The 15,877-nt window shown below is 61.3% G+C and carries 14 protein-coding genes; 13 read left to right on the top strand and 1 reads right to left on the bottom strand.

Annotated features, from left to right (window positions below; translation table 11 throughout):
- Window positions 1-12 precede the first annotated feature (12 nt).
- From ACO07T_RS06140 to ACO07T_RS06090, 11 genes are all read left to right on the top strand, one after another.
- Window positions 13-1,260, top strand: a complete 1,248-nt coding sequence (locus tag ACO07T_RS06140) for a cytochrome-c peroxidase (protein ID WP_422048687.1) — start codon at window positions 13-15, stop codon at window positions 1,258-1,260.
- Window positions 1,257-2,144, top strand: coding sequence for a PfkB family carbohydrate kinase (locus ACO07T_RS06135; protein WP_422048686.1), 888 nt, complete (start codon window positions 1,257-1,259; stop codon window positions 2,142-2,144). Before ACO07T_RS06140 ends, ACO07T_RS06135 begins: the two co-directional genes overlap by 4 nt.
- Entirely contained in the window at window positions 2,141-3,169 is a 1,029-nt protein-coding gene (locus ACO07T_RS06130; protein ID WP_422048685.1) for a tagatose 1,6-diphosphate aldolase, read from the top strand. Before ACO07T_RS06135 ends, ACO07T_RS06130 begins: the two co-directional genes overlap by 4 nt.
- A 12-nt stretch (window positions 3,170-3,181) precedes the next feature.
- Window positions 3,182-4,564, top strand: a complete 1,383-nt coding sequence (locus ACO07T_RS06125) for an L-fucose/L-arabinose isomerase family protein (RefSeq protein ID WP_422048684.1) — start codon at window positions 3,182-3,184, stop codon at window positions 4,562-4,564.
- A 1-nt stretch (window position 4,565) separates the two neighbouring features.
- Window positions 4,566-5,651, top strand: coding sequence for a Gfo/Idh/MocA family protein (locus ACO07T_RS06120; protein ID WP_422048683.1), 1,086 nt, complete (start codon window positions 4,566-4,568; stop codon window positions 5,649-5,651).
- Window positions 5,648-6,646 carry an aldose epimerase family protein gene (locus ACO07T_RS06115; protein ID WP_422048682.1) on the top strand — a complete coding sequence of 333 codons (999 nt, stop codon included), beginning with the start codon at window positions 5,648-5,650 and terminating at the stop codon, window positions 6,644-6,646. The genes ACO07T_RS06120 and ACO07T_RS06115 overlap by 4 nt, the downstream gene beginning before the upstream one ends.
- Entirely contained in the window at window positions 6,643-8,091 is a 1,449-nt protein-coding gene (locus tag ACO07T_RS06110) for an NAD-dependent succinate-semialdehyde dehydrogenase (RefSeq protein WP_422048681.1), read from the top strand. The genes ACO07T_RS06115 and ACO07T_RS06110 overlap by 4 nt, the downstream gene beginning before the upstream one ends.
- A 24-nt stretch (window positions 8,092-8,115) precedes the next feature.
- A complete protein-coding gene (locus ACO07T_RS06105) occupies window positions 8,116-9,033 on the top strand; it encodes a hydroxyacid dehydrogenase (RefSeq protein WP_422048680.1) in 918 nt (305 codons plus the stop codon).
- A 22-nt stretch (window positions 9,034-9,055) separates the two neighbouring features.
- Window positions 9,056-9,562, top strand: a complete 507-nt coding sequence (gene comD, locus ACO07T_RS06100; protein WP_247738941.1) for a sulfopyruvate decarboxylase subunit alpha — start codon at window positions 9,056-9,058, stop codon at window positions 9,560-9,562.
- A complete protein-coding gene (gene comE / locus ACO07T_RS06095; protein WP_422048679.1) occupies window positions 9,559-10,113 on the top strand; it encodes a sulfopyruvate decarboxylase subunit beta in 555 nt (184 codons plus the stop codon). Before comD ends, comE begins: the two co-directional genes overlap by 4 nt.
- A 194-nt stretch (window positions 10,114-10,307) precedes the next feature.
- The gene (locus tag ACO07T_RS06090; RefSeq protein WP_422048678.1) at window positions 10,308-11,888 is read left to right on the top strand and encodes an ABC transporter substrate-binding protein; all 1,581 of its coding nucleotides are present in this window, start codon (window positions 10,308-10,310) and stop codon (window positions 11,886-11,888) included.
- 78 nt (window positions 11,889-11,966) lie between these two features.
- Here the strand turns inward: ACO07T_RS06090 and ACO07T_RS06085 are convergent, their stop codons facing one another.
- The gene (locus ACO07T_RS06085) at window positions 11,967-14,150 is read right to left on the bottom strand and encodes a thiamine pyrophosphate-dependent enzyme (RefSeq protein ID WP_422048677.1); all 2,184 of its coding nucleotides are present in this window, start codon (window positions 14,148-14,150) and stop codon (window positions 11,967-11,969) included.
- A gap of 283 nt (window positions 14,151-14,433) precedes the next feature.
- Here ACO07T_RS06085 and ACO07T_RS06080 point away from each other — a divergent pair, with 283 nt between their 5' ends.
- Entirely contained in the window at window positions 14,434-14,937 is a 504-nt protein-coding gene (locus ACO07T_RS06080) for a hypothetical protein (protein WP_422048676.1), read from the top strand.
- Between the two features lie 177 nt (window positions 14,938-15,114).
- Window positions 15,115-15,840 (top strand): hypothetical protein, encoded by a 726-nt coding sequence (locus ACO07T_RS06075; RefSeq protein ID WP_422048675.1) that lies wholly within the window; start codon window positions 15,115-15,117, stop codon window positions 15,838-15,840.
- Window positions 15,841-15,877: the final 37 nt, after the last annotated feature.

Raw genomic sequence — 15,877 nt, 5'->3', positions numbered from 1 at the left:
CTTCCGCAGCCGTTGCAAGAGGATGATTTCATCCAGTTTGATCCGCGTCAGGCCAAGATCGGCCAGCTCTTGTTTTTTGATCCGATCCTGTCAGGTAACCGCAACATTGCCTGCGCCACCTGCCACCATCCGGAGCTGGGGTCCGGCGACGGGCTGAGCCTTGGGATTGGCGAGGGCGGTGACGGGCTGGGGCGGGAGCGGACGCCGGGCACAGGGGACAGCCGGATTGTGAAGCGCATCCCGCGCAATGCGCCTGCGCTGTGGAATCTGGCCGCAAAAGAGATCGACATCCTGTTTCACGACGGCCGCCTGTCGGTGAGCGATATTTACGAGACCGGCTTTGACAGCCCGGCGCAGGAATGGCTGCCGGATGGGTTGAACTCGATCCTCGCAGCCCAAGCGCTGTTTCCGATGACCGCTGAGTTTGAGATGGCGGGCAACCCAAAGGAAAACCAGATCGCTGGGGCGGTTTATGACCGGATCGACAATGTCTGGCCGATTGTGGCCAAGCGGGTGCGGATCATCCCGGAATATGCGGAGATGTTTATTGCCGCTTACGACGATGTGGATCAAGCGCTCGACATCAATATCACCCATATTGTCAATGCTTTGGCAGCTTTTGAGGGTACAGAATTCAAGAGCTACGACAGCCCGTTTGACGCCTATCTGAACGGCGACGAAACGGCGCTGAATGCCGAACAGAAGGCCGGTATGGATCTGTTTTACGGCAAGGCGATGTGCAGTAGTTGCCATGCGGGGCCGCTTATGACGGATCAGAAGTTTCACGCGCTGATGCTGCCGCATTTTGGGCCGGGCAAGACGCGGCAATGGGATCCAATTGTGCGCGACGTGGGGCGCATGGGGGCGTCGGATCGGTTGGAGGATGCCTACCGCTTTCGCACGCCCGCGCTGCGCAATGTGGCGTTGACGGCGCCTTATGGCCACAACGGGGCTTACGCGAGCCTTGAGGGCATGGTGCGCCATCACATGGACCCGCGCGGTGCCTTTGCGGCTTGGGAAAAGGGCAATGCGGTGCTGCCGGAGGTGCCTTGGCTGGCGAAGGTGGATTTTCTGGCGTTCTCTGACACGCGGGAGCGGGCGCGTTTGGCGTCGCGCACCGATATCGAGCGGATTGAGCTGGATGACACCGAGGTGGCGCAGATCGTGGCGTTTTTGCATGCGCTGACCGGGACGGAGAGCATCAAGGGGCGGCTGGGCGTGCCGGAGAGCGTGCCAAGCGGGCTGGAGGTGCCTCAATGAGCAGGATCCTGTGCGTCGGCGCGGCAGTGGTGGATTTTGTCTTTCACCTGCCGACCTTGCCCAATCGGGCGGAGAAATACGGCACCGAAGAAGCGGATATCGTGGGCGGGGGCTGTGCCGCCAATGCCGCTGTGGCGATTGCGCGGATGGGCGGCGAGGCCGTGTTGGGCGCGCGGCTGGGGGAGGACAGCATCGGCGATATGATCGTGGCCGATCTGGCGCGCGAAGGCGTGGACGTCTCCCATGTGACGCGCACGGCGGGGGCGCAGAGTTCCTATTCTTCGGTGCTGATTGACGCGCAGGGCGAACGCCAGATTGTGAATTTCCGCGGGGCGGGGCTTGTGCTGAAAACCGACTGGTTTGACGGCCTCACCGATCTGGGCGCGGTGTTGACGGACACGCGGCGGGTGGATGCGGCGCTGGCGGCCTTGGAGCTGGCCGGTGCGCGCGGCATTCCCGGCATTCTGGACGGAGAAGCGCCGATTGATCCGGCGCTGATGGGGGCTGCAAGCCATGTGGCGCTGTCGATGCAGGGGCTGCGCTCGCTTTATCCGGAGGCGGATATCGAAGACGCGCTTTTACAGATCGCACAAGAACACGACTGCTGGGCCTGCGTGACCGACGGCGCGGATGGCGTTTGGTTCACCGAAGGCGATGCGGTGCGCCATGTGACGGCCTTCCCGATCACCCCGATTGATACGCTGGGCGCAGGCGACGTCTGGCACGGCATTTTTGCGCTGATGCTTGCAGAGGGCATGGGCGCTGAAGAGGCAATCCGCCACGCAAACGGCGCGGCGGCCCTGAAATGTTTGACAAAAGGCGGGCGGGCCGGGGCTCCGAGCCGCGCTCAGCTCAACGACTTCCTTAAGGAGACGAAGGTATGATTTCCCTGACACCCGGCAAGCTGAGCGGGATGCGCCGCATGGCCGATGAGAACGGCATTTACAAGATGACCGCCGTGGATCAGCGCCCGCCGATCAAGGGCCCGATTGCGAAACATCACGGGGTGGAAACCGCGCCGTGGGAGGAGGTCGCAAAGTTCAAAGGCATGTTGGTGGAGACGCTTCAGGCACATTCCACCGCGATGCTGCTCGACCCGCATTATGCCATTCCCTACAGCTTTGATGCTCTGTTGCCGCACAAGGGGCTGGTGGTCACGTTGGAGGACAGCCTGTTCAAAGAGACCCCCGGTGGGCGGCTCTCTGACAGCATCGACAACTGGTCGGTGGGCAAGATCAAGCGCATGGGTGGGGACGCGGTGAAGGTGCTGGCCTGGTATCGGCCCGATGCCTCAGACGAGGTCAATCAAGCGCAGAAGGATTACGTGAAACAGGTGGGCGAAGCCTGTGCAAAATATGACATTCCTTTCCTGTTTGAGCTGCTGGTCTATCCGCTTGCCGCAGACGCCCATCAGACCAAGGAATACGTGGAGATGAAGGGCAAGAAGGCCGATGACGTTCTGAAATCGGTCGAGGAATTTGCCAAGCCGGACTACGGCGTGGATGTGTTCAAGCTGGAAAGTCCGGTGAATGCGGCGGATGCGGATGGCTCTGCCGAGGTGCAGGCGGTGTTTGACGAAATGGGGCGTCTTGCCGGGCGGCCATGGGTGATGCTGTCTGCAGGTGCGGGCAAGGCGGAGTTCCGCAATGTGCTGGAGCATGCGTTCAAAGCGGGCGCGAGCGGCTTTCTGGCCGGGCGGGCGATCTGGCTCGATGCCTTCAACGCTTATCCGGATTGGGACGCGGTGCGCGCCGGGCTTGAGGGCGACGCGGTGGATTACATGAAAGACATCTCTGCTCTGGCGGATGCACAGGCGGCCAATTGGGCGCAGCACAGCTGTTATGGCGCAGGCGGCGCGCGTCTGGCGGCAGAAGGTGCCAGCTTCCGCAACAGTTACGCAGACATCTGAGGGCTTAAGCGCATGAAACTCGGCATTCTTCCATTGGGGCGTCCCACCTTTGACGTGCCCTTTGCAGAGGAAAACCTAACCGCGATGCTGGCGGCACTCGACGCGACGGGCCATGAGATTGTTGGCCCGCGTGAGCTGCTGTTTGATGAGGCGGCGACCAAGGCAGGTATCGCGGCGCTGAAGGCCGCAGGGGTGGATCAGGTGATGATCCTGCAGGTGACCTTCACTGATGCGTCGATGACCGTGGCGATTGGCGCGGCGTTTGAACAGCCACTGTCGATCTGGTCGATCCCAGAGCCACGTTTGGGCGGGCGGCTGCGGCTGAACTCTTTCTGTGGTCTCAATCTGGCGAGCCATGCCTTGGGTCTGAATAACCGCGCCTTTGGCTGGCTTTATGCGGACCCGACAGGCGATGTAGCGGCGGATCTGACGGCGATGCTCGCGGGCGCGCGGCCTTCGGGCAAGCTGGCGCTGGGCGCGGTGCCGGAGGCCACAGAGGCCGGACGGGCGATTGCCACAGCGGTCAACGGGCAGCGGATTGCGCGGATTGGCGAACATCCGGCGGGGTTTGACACCTGTGCCTATGACAAGGCGGATATGAAGGCTTTGTCCGGCGTTGAGGTGGATGAGCTGGCGCTGGAGGATCTGTTTGATCTGGCCCGCGCTGTGCCTGCGGAGGCCGCTGCCGAGGTGCGCAAGCAGGCGGATGCGGAGCTGTCGGGGCTTGATGAGGTGGACCCGGAAGAGCTTGACCGCTCGCTGCGCCTGAAAGTGGGGCTGGATACGCTCAAGGAAAAAGGCGGCTACGGGGCCTTTGCCATTCGCTGTTGGCCGGAAACCTTCACCGAATATGGCGGCGCGGTCTGTGGCCCGGCGTCGATGATGGGGGAGGCGCGGGTGCCTTGCGCCTGTGAGGCAGATGTATACGGCGCGCTCACCCAGATGGTTCTGGCGGCGGCGGCGGATGCGCCGGTGTTTCTGACCGATTTGGTGGATATGGACGCGGGTGATGACACCGGCGTGGTCTGGCACTGCGGACAGGCGCCGATCTCGATGATTGCGCCGGAGGAGCAGGCCGAGGCGACCATTCACACCAACCGCAAGCAGCCGCTGCTCTATCAGTTTCCGCTGAAGGCCGGTGAGGTCACGCTGATGCGGATCAGTCAGGCGCATGGGCGGCCACATATGGTTTTGGGCCATGCCACGATGCTCACGCGGCCGATGGCCTTTACCGGCACCTCCGGGGTCTTGCGTTTTGGGCGCGGGGCGGGTGATGTGCTGACCGATATCATCGCGAGCGGGCTCGAGCATCATATGGCGCTGGCCTATGGCGATCATCGGGACGCCCTGCGAGGCGCTGCGGGGGCCATGGGGCTGCCGCTTTTGGAGATTTAAGATGACGATACGATATGGCCTGATCGGGTCAGGCATGATGGGGCAGGAGCATATCCGCAACCTCACCCTGCTGCAGGGCTGTGAGGTGACAGCGGTGAGCGACCCGGATGCGGGCATGCGCCAGCTGTCGGTGGACAGCTCGGGTGGAACGGCCAAGGCCTTTGGCGACTATAAAGAGATGCTGGGGTCCGGTCTGGTGGATGCGCTGTTGATTGCCGCGCCCAATGACACGCATCATGAGATCCTGCTGGATGTATTGCAGACGCCGCACCCGATTTTGGTGGAAAAGCCGTTGTGTACCACATCGGCGCATTGCGCGGAGGTTTTGGCAAAAGCAGAGGGGCGGGCGGCGCCGGTTTGGGTGGCGATGGAGTATCGCTATATGCCCCCGGTTCAGCGTCTGCTGAAGGAATTGAGCGACGGCACCGTGGGCACACCGCGCATGATGGCGATCCGCGAGCACCGCTTTCCGTTTCTGGAAAAGGTTGGCGACTGGAACCGGTTCAATGCGCGCACTGGCGGCACTTTGGTGGAGAAATGCTGCCACTTCTGGGATTTGATGCGGCTGACGCTGCAAAGCGATCCAGTGCGGGTTTATGCCAGTGCGGGCGTGGATGTGAACCATCTGGATGAGGCTTATGACGGCCGCACGCCGGATATTCTGGACAATGCCTTTGTGACGGTCGAATTCGCCAATGGCGCGCGTGGGATGCTGGATTTGTGCATGTTCGCGGAAGGGTCCTACTGGCAGGAGACCATTGCCGTGACCGGCGAAAAGGCGCGGGTGGAGGCCAAGGTGCCGGGGCCTGCGCGGTTCACCCATGACGGCAAAGAGCGCCACAGCGAGGTGGAGATCAGCTTTCGCGCGACCAAAGAGGTGGTGCGCGAGGAGATCGATGTAGATGAGACTGTGCTGCAAGCGGGCGACCACCATGGCTCGACCTACTTTCAGCACGAACGCTTCCGCGATCTGGTGCAGAGCGGGAAGGGTGACCCCGAAGTGAGTCTCGAGGATGGGCTGTGGTCGGTGCGTGTGGGCGAAGCAGCCGAAGAAAGCGCGCGCAGCGGGCAGGCGGTGACCCTGTGAGTGACGTCTGGGGCCATATGCCGGATGGCAGTGCCGTGCATCGGATCATACTTAAAGGCGGCGGGCTGACCGCCCATCTGCTGACCTATGGGGCGGTGTTGCAGGATTTGCGGCTGGCGGGGCATGACGCGCCTTTGGTGCTGGGGTTCGCGGAATTCGCGCCCTATCTGACCCATTCGCCTTATTTCGGGGCCACGGCGGGGCGGTTTGCCAATCGCATTCGGGACGGGCATCTGGAACTCGACGGGCAGAGCTACCAATTGGATCGCAACTTCATCGGCAAGCACACGCTGCACGGTGGGGCGGACAGCATGGGCAAGCGGCTTTGGGAGATCGCGGCGGAGGCAGAAGACAGCGCGACGCTGCAGATCACGCTGCCCGACGGTCATATGGGCTTTCCCGGCAGCCTGACCGCGCGGGTGAGTTTTGCGCTGCTTGAGGGGGGCGTGCTGGACATTCGCATGCGTGCCGAGACGGATAGAACCACGCTTTGCAGTCTGGCGCATCACAGCTATTTCAAGCTCGACAGTGCAGACACGATCTCAGAGCACAGTCTTCAGATTGCTGCGCAGACCTATCTGCCGGTGGATGCGGAGCTGATCCCGACCGGCGCACAGGCACCTGTTGCGGGCACCGGATTTGACTTTCGCCAAAGCGCGCCGGTGCGGCAGGCCCATCCGGTGGACCATAATTTCTGTCTCTCCGCCGCGCGGGAGGCTTTGCGCCCGGTGGCGACGCTTAAATCTGCGGCATCCGGGGTCACGATGCGTTGTCTGACCACCGAGCCGGGCTTGCAGGTTTACGATGGGGAAAATATCAACATCGCACTGCCCGGATTGGACGGGCAGCCGATGGGGGCCTATGCCGGGATTGCGATGGAGCCGCAGGTCTGGCCCGACGCCCATCACCATGACGATTTTCCACAGGCCGTGCTGCGGCCTGGCGAGACCTATCAACAACATACGCAGTTCGTCTTTTCGAAAGGTCAGACATGAGCAATTTCAACGGATTGATGCAGCAAGCCAACCTGATTGGCGGCCAGTGGGTGGGCGCTGATGATGGCGACACCACAGAGATCACCAACCCCGCCACCGGCGCTGTTCTGGGCACGGTGCCCAACGCTGGTCACGATGAAACCGAGCGCGCCATTGCCGCCGCGTCCCAAGCGTTCAAAAGCTGGTCCAAGACCTCGCTGGCGGAGCGTGTGGGCCTGCTGCACAAGCTGCATGACGCGCTGATGGACAACCAAGAAGACCTCGCGCAGCTGCTGACTGCCGAGCAGGGCAAGCCGCTGTTTGAGGCGCGCGGTGAGATCGCGATTGGCGCGGCCTATGTGCGCTGGTTTGCCGAGGAAATCCGTCGCACCAAAGGCGAGATCATTCCGGCCCCCAGCAATGACAAACGCCTGCTGGTGACCCACCATCCGGTGGGCGTGGTTGGCATGATCACACCATGGAACTTCCCAAGCTCCATGCTGGCGCGCAAGATTGCACCGGCGCTGGCAGCGGGCTGTACCGTGGTGGCGAAACCCGCGCCGCAGACGCCTTATAGCGGTCTGGCCTGGGGCAAGCTGTGTCAGGATGTGGGCTTCCCGGATGGTGTTGTGAACATCGTCACCGGCGATGCGCCCGCGATTGGCGGTGCGATCATGAGCAACAAAGAGGTGCGCAAAGTGACCTTCACCGGCTCCACCAATGTGGGCAAGCTGTTGATCCGTCAGTCTGCGGATCAGGTGAAGAAGGTCTCCATGGAGCTGGGCGGCAATGCGCCTTTCATCGTGTTTGACGACGCGGATCTCGATGCCGCGGTCGAAGGCGCAATGATCGCGAAGTTCCGCAACATGGGGCAGACCTGTGTCTGTACCAACCGCTTCTATGTGCAGGCGGGCATTCATGATGCCTTTGTCGCCAAGCTGAAAGACGCGATTGCGGCGATGAAGATTGGCGATGGCACCGAGGATGGCGTGGTGCAGGGGCCGCTGATCGATGAGAATGCGGTCAAGAAGGTGGAAGGCATGATTGCCGACGCCAAGGCCAAAGGCGGCGAGGTTGTGCTGGGTGGCGGACGCCACGCGCTGGGCCAGACCTTCTTTGAGCCGACCCTGATCACCGGCGCGACATCGGAGATGCAGTTCACCACCGATGAGATCTTTGGCCCGCTGGCGGCGATCTACAAGTTTGAGGACGAAGACGATGCTGTGGCGGCGGCCAATGCCACCGACTACGGCCTCGCGGCCTATGCCTACACCAAAGATCTCGCCCGTGCTTTCCGCATGAACGAGGGGCTGGAATACGGCATGGTGGGCATCAACTCCGGTCTCATCACCACCGTCGAAGCGCCTTTTGGTGGGGTGAAGGAAAGCGGCATGGGCAAAGAGGGCGGCAGCCAGGGTTTGGAGGACTACCAGATCACCAAATACACCTGCGTGGCCGGGCTCTAAGCCAAACTGGGAAGGAGGCCTCTGATGATTTTGATCACGGAGTTCATGGATGACACGGCGGTGGGGCGGCTCAAAGCGGCCCACAGCACCACCTATGCGCCAGAGCTGGCCGATGCGCAGGGCGATATTCCTGCGCAGATGGCCGGGGTGCAGGCGCTGATTGTGCGCAACCGCACGCAGGTCACCGCAGCGCTCTTGGAGGCCTCCCCCGATCTGAAATGTGTGGGCCGTCTGGGTGTCGGGCTCGACAATATCGACGTGGCGGCCTGTGAGGCGCGCGGCGTGGAGGTCATGCCCGCGCTGGGGGCCAATACGCTGTCGGTGGCGGAATATGTTGTGACCAATGCGCTGGTCCTGCTGCGCGATGCCTATCACGCCAAACATGCGATGCTGGCAGGCGATTGGCCGCGCGCGCAATGTTCCGGCCGTGAGGCGGGCGGGCGTGTGCTTGGCCTGCTGGGCTTTGGCGCCAATGCGCAGGAAACCGGCCGTTTGGCGCGCGCCATGGGGATGACGCTGGTTGCCTATGATCCGTTTTTGCCCACCGACCATCCGGCGTGGCAGCACGCGGAGCGGGGCGAGATCGCCGATGTGCTGGCCAATGCGGATGTGGTGAGCTTGCATGTGCCGCTGACCGAGCAGACCCGCCATATGATGAACGCGGAAGCCTTTGCGCAGATGAAACCGGGCGCGGTGGTGATCAATGCGGCGCGTGGGGGCGTATTAGACGAGGCAGCCTTGGTGGCGGCGATGCAGTCTGGCCACATCGCAGGCGCGGCGCTGGATGTATTTGAGACGGAACCTCTGACCCAAGATGCGGCAGAGATTTTCAAAGGGGTCAGCAATCTGATCCTGACCCCGCATATCGCGGGGGTCACGCAGGACAGCAATGTGCGCGTGAGTGCGATGATTGCCGATCTGGTGCTTGACCGGTTGGCGTAGAGCTTGAGTTTAGGGAGGAACAATGGCCACACAAATGGATCAGCAGATCGTCAATGATCTGAAGGCGGCGGGGATCGACTATGTCACCTCGGTGCCGTGTAAACAGCTGGCGGGCGTGATTGAGGTGCTCGATGAGACCTCAGAGATCATGCACATGCCCTCCAACAAGGAAGACGAAGGCATGGGGCTCTGTGCCGGTGCCTATATGGGCGGCATGAAGCCCTGCATCGTGATGCAGAACACCGCGCTGGGCGTGGTGGTGAACACGCTGGCAACGCTCATCCAGTTCTATCAGATCCCGCTGCCGATGCTGATTTCCTATCGCGGGGAAGTGGGCGAGCCGGTGGCCTGTCAGGTGGAGATGGCGCTGCACACCAAAGCGATCCTGAACCAGCTGCACATCCCGACCTATCACTTCCACAAGCCTGAGGATGCCGCCGAGCTGCCGGGCATTCTGGAATATTGCCAGATGTCCTCCAAACCGGTCGCCATTCTTTGTGATGCATCTTTCTGGAGGGCTTCCGCATGATCCGTAATGACGTATTTCAGACGCTGAAACCGATCATCAGCGAGCATCTTGTGGTCTGCAACATTGGCGCGCCCAGCCAGGAGCTGCATGCGATGGACGATCAGCCGTCCAATTTCTACATGCTGGGCACCATGGGGCTGGCGTCGTCTATTGGTCTGGGGCTGGCAGCAGCACAGGACAAGCCGGTGATCGCGATTGACGGGGATGGCTCTGTGCTCACAAACCTCGGCACGCTGGCGACCATTGGTAACAACGCGCAGGGCAACTTCACGCTGTTGATCATCGACAATGGCTCTTATGGCTCCACCGGGGATCAGCCGACCTATGCGGGCATGAACACCGATCTGGCGGCCGTGGCCCGTGCCTGTGGCGCGCAGAACGTACAGACGGTCTCTGCCGAGGACACTGCCGAAGCGGTGAAGGCGGCAATTGCCAGCGACGAGATGACCATCATCGTCTCCAAATGTGAGAGCGGCAATGTGAAGGTGCCGGTGATCAAGACCAATCCGATCGTGATCCGCGAGCGCTTCATGGAAGAGGTGCGGCGCTGAGCGCTTGGTTGGCTGATTTACTGGCTGAATAGAAATTCACCGAAACCCGGAGAGGCGCCGATTTTGGCGCCTTTTTTCATTGGGTCGGGCCGATTTAGGTCCAGAATTGCTGAAATATGAGGCGGTTGTGGCTTGATAATTCCCGCGTGGACGTGGATCATCGCGCCACCAACTTTATCAGGGGAGTGAAATTGATGAAGTTCAAAACAATGATGCTGGCGACCGCTGCGATGGTGGCGATGCCAATGCTGGCACAAGCTGAAACCCTGCGCTGGGCGCGTGCGGGTGATGCGCTGACACTTGACCCACACGCACAGAACGAAGGCCCAACCTCTGCGCTTGCACACCAGATCATGGAAACGCTGGTTATGCGCGACCATGCGGGTGCGATGGTGCCATCGCTGGCCACCGAATGGGGTCCGTCCACGGACAACCCGAACATCTGGGTGTTCAAACTGCGCGAAGGTGTGACCTTCCATGATGGTGCGACCTTTGACAGCGAAGATGTAAAATTCTCGCTTGACCGCGCGATGACCGAAGACTCTGACTACAAAGAGCTGCTGGCCTCCGTAAAAGAAGTGCGCGCCACCGATGCCTATACGATTGAGATTGAGACCAACGGTCCCAACCCGATCATGGCCAACAACCTGACCAACATGTTCATCATGGACAAAGACTGGGCAGAGGCCAACAACGCCACCAAGGTGCAGGACTATGAAGGCGGCGAAGACACCTTTGCAGCCAAGAACGCCAACGGCACCGGCCCTTACAAGCTGGTCAGCCGCGAGCCGGACGTGAAGACCGTTCTGACGATCAACGAGAACTACTGGGGCAAGGATGAATTCCCGCTCCAGGTGACCGAGATCATCTACACCCCGATCCAGAACGCAGCGACCCGTGTGGCGGCGCTTCTGTCCGGTGAGGTGGACTTCATTCAGGACGTGCCTGTGCAGGATCTGGGCCGCGTGGACAGCACCGCTGGTCTGGACGTGCGCACAGCCCCACAGAACCGCGTGATCTTCTTTGGTATGAACCAGGCGGCAGAAGACATCGTGAATGACGATGTGGACGGCATGAACCCGATGTCTGACGTGCGCGTGCGAAAGGCGATGTCTATGGCGATTGACCGCAATGCGATCATGAAGGTTGTGATGCGTGGCCAGTCTGCGCCTGCGGGCATGATTGCGCCGCCGTTTGTGAACGGCTGGAACGAAGCGATGGACAGCTCCTCCACCACCGACATCGAAGGCGCGAAGGCGCTGATGGCGGAAGCGGGTTATGCGGATGGCTTTGGCATCACGCTGAACTGCCCGAATGACCGCTATGTCAACGACGAGAAGATCTGTCAGGCGGCTGTGGGCATGCTCGCGAAAATTGGCGTGAAGGTGAACCTGGACGCCAAGCCAAAGGCACAGCACTTCCCGCTGCTGAGCAATCTGGAAACAGATTTCTACATGCTGGGCTGGGGTGTTCCGACCTATGACTCCGAGTATATCTTCAACTTCCTCGCCCACTCCAAAGGTGAGAAGTATGGCTCTTGGAACGCGACCCGCTTTGCGGATGCGGATCTGGATGCGAAGATCGAAGCGCTGGCTGGCGAAACCGATCTGGAGAAGCGCAACGGCATGATCAACGAGATCTGGCAGGTTGTGCAGGATCAGCAGCTTTACATCCCGATCCACCATCAGGTGCTGAACTGGGGCATGAAAGAGAACGTCGGCACCATCGTGGAGCCAGAAGATTCTCCGAAGTTCAAGTATTTTGAAATGAACTAAGCCCGCGGGTTTAGGACAATAAGAAACCCCCGCAGTTTGCGCTGCGGGGGTTTTTCTTTTGTGGGCTGTGATTGGTGCTCAGGATTTGGCCCAGAGCGCGCGGGCGGCCTCGGCAATGCTCTCGCGTGACGGCATGGTGGCGGCATAGGCCGGGCCGGTGGCGATAAAGCTGTCATGGGCGGCGATGCGGGCGTGGGGCAGGGTGGTCTGCTCATGCAGCAGCGCCATCAGCGCCTCAGACTGGCTGCCGGTGGTGCGGCATTCATCCACCACCAGAACCTTCTCGGCCCCTTCAAGCGCGGCAAGGATGCCCTCGGCAGGCAGCGGCGCGAGCCAGCGCATGTCGATCACACGGGTCTGGATACCCTCTTTGGCAAGGTCGGCGGCGGCCTGTGTGGAAAGATACCGCCCGTTGCCATAGGTCAGAATGGCCAGCGGGCCTTCGCCTTCGACGCCGACTTCGCCCAGAGCGATGGATTGATCCGGTGCCGGGTAGGTGGCCATCCAGCCGTTGTCTTTGTCCTCCAGCAGGTCGCGCATCGGGTAGAGCGCGATCGGCTCCACCATCACCACGACGCGGTTTTCCGCATGGGCCAGCCGCACACATTCGCGCATCATCTTGGCCGCGTCATCGCCGCGTGAGGGGCAGGCGATGATGATGCCGGGGATGTCGCGCAGCACCGCCAGCGAGTTGTCATTGTGGAAATGCCCTCCAAAGCCTTTCTGATAACCCAGCCCGGCGATGCGCAGCACCATCGGGTTGGTGAATTGACCGTTGGAGAAGAACGGCAGCGTCGCCGCTTCGCCGCGCAGCTGGTCTTCGGCGTTGTGCAGATAGGCGAGGAACTGGATTTCCGGGATCGGGACAAAGCCGTTGTGCGCCATGCCGATGGCCAGTCCCAGAATGCTCTGTTCATCCAGCAGCGTGTCAATCATACGATCCGCGCCAAAGCGGTCCTTGAGCTTTTGCGTGACGCCGTAGACCCCGCCCTTGGTGCCGATGTCCTCACCCATCATCACGATCTCGCCGTGCTCCAGCATCAGGTCGGTGAGCGCCCAGTTGAGCAGGCGCGACATGGGCTGGGGTTTGTCCATCTGCTTGAGATCCGCGCCAAAGGCCTTTTCACGGGCCGCTGGTGTGGGGCCGTTGCTGGCGGCGACCTCTCGGGCCGGTGGCACCAGCGATGCCATGACCTCGGCAGCGTTTGAGAGGCGCGGGGTTTTCACGGCCTTTTCCGCCAGCGCGGCGCAGCGGTCCTCAGCCGCCTGATAGACCGCCAGAGAGGCCTCAGGCGTTTGCGCGCCGGCCTCAGACAGCAGGCGCACGGAATGCAGCAGCGGATCATCCGCTTCCCAGGCCTCAAAGGTGGCTTTGGGCAGGTAGGCCTGCTGCATGTCAGAGCCGGCATGGCCATAAAGGCGCACAAGCGTCAGATGCAGGAAGGCAGGTTTGCGGTGTTTGCGCACATATTCGGACGCCTCTTGGGCGGCGCGGAAGGTGTCATAGATATCAAGCCCGTTGGCGGTGAAATACTTCAGGCCGGGTTTGTGGGCAAAGTTGGCGTTGATCCAGCCGCCGGGTGTGCGGGTCGAGATGCCGATGCCATTGTCCTCGCAGACAAACAGCAGCGGCATGGGGGCGGATTGATAGGCCGTCCAGCAGGCGGTGTTGATCGCGCCCTGCGCGGTGGAGTGGTTGGCGGAGGCATCGCCAAAGGAGCAGATGACGATGCTGTCATCGGCCAGTTGTTTGTGCTCGGGCGCGCGGCGCTTGGCGAGGCCGATAGAATAGGCGGCCCCCACGGCCTTGGGCAGGTGGGAGGCAATGGTGGAGGTCTGCGGCGGAATGTTGAGTGCCTTGGAGCCAAGCACCTTGTGACGCCCGCCCGAGATCGGATCCTCCATCGAGGTGCAGAAGCTCAGAAGCATGTCCCAAGCCGCATCTACACCTTCGACCTGCGTTGAGCGCATGGTCTGAAACGCGCCGTCGCGGTAATGCAGAAACGCCATGTCATCGGGGCGCAGGGCCGCAGCCACAGCCGCCATGCCCTCATGCCCCGAGGAGCCGATGGTGTAATACCCATTGCCCTCAGACTGCATTTTGCGCGAGCGGCGGTCCAGATTGCGGCTCAGGCACTGCGCGGCAAAAATCTCGCGGGCGCGCGCGTCCTCCAGCGGCCCTGATGCGGCGGCCCCCTGCGGCAGGGCACCCTTGGTCAGGCGCTCTCTGAAGGCCTGATCGACAATATCGGCACGGTCCATTTGCTCTCCCCGTAGTTGTTGGAGAATGCGTAGCACCGGGACTGTGCAAAGGCCAAGGGCCTCTGTTTGGGCAGGACGTACAGTCTTTTGCGCTCTCGCCGCGTGGGTTGCATCCAGAGCGGCAGTGGGGTGGCCAGAATTTCGTCTCAAAAGAACCCGATTTTGCCCCAATCGGCGTCCTCATCGAGACATCTTTACATTTCATTAATGATTGACGAGACGCCCAGCAGAAGTTGGGACGCCGCAGTTTCTTGGGGGCGGCAGTACGAGGTGAAATAGACCTATGAGACATGGGTTTCGTTTGGGAGATTTTGATCCGGAGCAGCCGCAGGATGCGGTTTTCGGAGGCAAGGACAGCTTGGATGGACCGCCAAGCGATGACCGTCGTTTGATGCGTGAAGCCAAGCGCCGCATGGGGCGATTGTCCCTGCGCAAGAGCAGAACGCCAGAGCTCTCAAATGTAGACCGTGCCATGCTGCGCAATGCCCCTGACCTTGTGTCGGCAGAAAAACGTGCCTTGGCGGAGCCGGATATGGCTGACTGGCGCAAGCGCTGGCCGCGGCCGCGTCTTTTGGCGCTGATTGTGGTGATCACACTGGCAGCGGTGGTGCCCTCGGTGGCCATGCGCCTGATGATCTGGTTGGTGATCATGCTGCTGCTGACCGCCGTGCTTCTGGGGCCGGAACGTGCCCGGGATGCGGTGCAGGCGGTGGCGATTCACTTTGCCCATGTCTGGGGGCGGGAGATCGGCGTGCTGCGCAAGCTTCTGGCACGCAGCGACTCCTGACCTTAAATCCTAGCGGGAACGTTACGCGGCGTTTGCACCTTTTGGGTGGTGTGACACCGGAGTTGCCACATTTTTTCCCAAGTTTGACCGCATCAATGTCGTGATGGCCTTTGATTTTAGAGGGCTACCGCACCCTCTGTTTGGTGCACTGGTGATCTAGTAAAGCAGGGTAGAGAGATGAGTGAAGATCTGACACTTGCACGGCCCAAGAAACCGAATCAATTCGGCGAAGATATCATTCAGCCGGGCGAGCCCTACACAGACGCGACCTTGGACACCATTCGCGCCTTGTTGGCGGAATCAAATCCGGTGCCGGAAGCCAAGCCCCTTTCACCAAGCAACCCTTTTGCGGCCCGACCGCAATACACCGGTGCAGGCTATGAGCCGCCTATGCGCGCCGCGCCGCAGCCGTCCACGGAACGTGTGGCGCAGGCTGCATCAGAGCCGCAATCAAGCGCGTCGCAAGAGCCTGAGTCCATCTATCCGGACCCTTACATCGACAACCTTCAGCCCGTGAAGCGCAGCTGGCGCAAGATCGAGGTGGTGGAGGGCCGCACCGGGCGCAGCCTGCGCCGCGTGGTCACCTCTCCGCGCATGATTTCCTTCATGTTTCTGTGCAGCGTGGTGATCTGGCAGCCTTGGTTCATTCCAATGCTGATCCTCAGTGTGATCTCTGCGGTGCTGCTGATTGGCGCGCTGATTGGTCAGGACCGTATGGCGCGGATCGTGCTCTATATGCTGAAACGCTATGTCTGGGCCGATCAGTCCCGCGCGCGTTTCCTGCAACGGATTTTGCCGCGCCGCTGGCATGGCATTCTCAACCGCCCTGTGACCGAGGCCGATGCATGGGACGGGTTGGTGGATCCGAGCTTTGAAGCACGGCTTGCGCGGATCAGAGGCTAAGCCCCAGCCAATTGCCTGCGCATTGCCCCCGCTTGGG

Source organism: Shimia sp. (assembly GCF_965227725.1).
Taxonomy (GTDB): domain Bacteria; phylum Pseudomonadota; class Alphaproteobacteria; order Rhodobacterales; family Rhodobacteraceae; genus Shimia.
Note: the sequence above shows the minus strand (reverse complement) of the source record. Positions and strands in the feature narration are given on the sequence as shown.